Below are 1,615 nucleotides of genomic sequence, written 5' to 3'. Positions count from 1 at the left end.
AAACACATTCAAACACAATGGTCGATATATTCAGTTACTTATAGTTCCCTCCTTTTTTGCTTGCTCGGTAGTAACTACCATGTTTTATAATTTTATTGTACAAATATAAAGGAGGAATTACAATGAAAACACTTTATTTAATGCGTCATGGACAGACTTTATTTAATGCACAACATAAGATTCAGGGATGGTGTGATGCACCTCTTACAGAAATTGGAATTAAACAGGCAGAAGTAGCTGGAAAATGGTTTGATGATAATCATATTCAGATTGATGATGCTTATTGCAGCACAAGTGAAAGAGCGAGTGATACACTTGAAATAGTTACACATCATAATATGCCTTATACACGTTTAAAGGGATTAAAAGAAATGAACTTTAGTGTCTTTGAAGGAAAAGATGAATGTCTTAATCCACCATTTCCTTATCTAGATTACTTTAAAACTTATGGTGGAGAATCACAGGAGGAAGTACAGAAAAGAGTTGTAAAGACTATCACAGAAATTATGGAAAATACAAAAGGTGATAATGTCCTTGTTGTATCTCATGGAGCTGCTTGTGCCAACTTTATTAGAAACTTTGAAGAATATAATGTAGCTCACTATAAGAAAGGTATTAAGAACTGTGCTATCTTTGTATGTACATATGAAGATGGAATCTTCTCTTGTAAAGAAATCATCAATCATGATTTTAGTAGTTTCATGTAAAAGTTCCTTTTTGGAGCTTTTTTTAGTATGATAAATAAGACAGGAGGATGAAATATGATAAAAGCAATTTTCTTTGATATAGATGGAACATTACTTTCACATACTACGTATAGTGTTCCAGAATCTACTAAAGAAGCATTAAGACTATTAAAAGAGAAAGGTATACTTACATTTATTGCGACAGGAAGACATTTAAGTGAGATGAGGAATCTTCCTATACAGGATTTAGAGTTTGATGCCTGTATCACTTTAAATGGACAGTATTGTTTCAATAAAGAAGGAATGATTTATGGACTTCCTATTGAACAAACAGACATCAACAACATCATCAATTATGTAGATACAAACCATATGCCCTGCATATTTGTAGAAGATGAATTGATGTATATCAATTTTAATAATGAAGTTGTAGAAAAAGTACAGAAAGCTATTTCTACACCACTACCAGAATTAGGAGATATTCATAGAGGTTATACACATCCTATTTATCAGGTCATTCCTTATGATACAAATGATGAAAGATTAAAAGAAATTAAGGAACTTATGCCTCATTGTAAGGAGACACAATGGAACCCTCAGGCAGTGGATATTATTCCTGCAACGGGTGGTAAACAGAATGGCATTCATGAAGTATTAAAGTATTATTCTATTGATCAAAGTGAAACAATGTCTTTTGGTGATGGCAAGAATGATATTGATATGTTTGAGTATACAAAGATTTCTGTTGCCATGGGTAATGCAGAAGATGATGTTAAAAAAGCTGCAGACTATGTCACAGATGATATCGATGAAAATGGTTTATATAATGCATTAAAACATTTCGAAATAATTTAAAAGCAGGCATCGCCTGCTTTCAGATTGTTGACAAATTAGATGAAAATATCAATTGGGCTATCCCAAATTGGTAT

2 protein-coding genes are annotated in these 1,615 nt (G+C 32.1%); both read left to right on the top strand.

Annotated elements, in window-relative coordinates; all coding sequences use genetic code 11:
- The first annotated feature begins 122 nt into the window (after positions 1 to 122).
- The gene (locus tag ACT8VG_RS11000) at positions 123 to 707 is read left to right on the top strand and encodes a histidine phosphatase family protein (protein WP_444195906.1); all 585 of its coding nucleotides are present in this window, start codon (positions 123 to 125) and stop codon (positions 705 to 707) included.
- 54 nt (positions 708 to 761) lie between these two features.
- Positions 762 to 1,541 carry a Cof-type HAD-IIB family hydrolase gene (locus ACT8VG_RS10995; RefSeq protein WP_444195905.1) on the top strand — a complete coding sequence of 260 codons (780 nt, stop codon included), beginning with the start codon at positions 762 to 764 and terminating at the stop codon, positions 1,539 to 1,541.
- Positions 1,542 to 1,615: the final 74 nt, after the last annotated feature.

The sequence above is a fragment of the Catenibacterium sp. genome, from assembly GCF_052354645.1.
Classification (GTDB): Bacteria; Bacillota_I; Bacilli_A; order Erysipelotrichales; family Coprobacillaceae; genus Catenibacterium; species Catenibacterium mitsuoka_A.
The sequence above is the reverse complement of the archived record's forward strand: the minus strand, read 5'-3'. Positions and strand labels throughout refer to the sequence as shown.

Bases quoted from the DNA above. Each gene is read 5' to 3' on its own strand.
- ACT8VG_RS11000 (WP_444195906.1), top strand. From the start codon at position 123: ATGAAAACACTTTATTTAATGCGTCATGGACAGACTTTATTTAATGCA.
- ACT8VG_RS10995 (WP_444195905.1), top strand. From the start codon at position 762: ATGATAAAAGCAATTTTCTTTGATATAGATGGAACATTACTTTCACAT.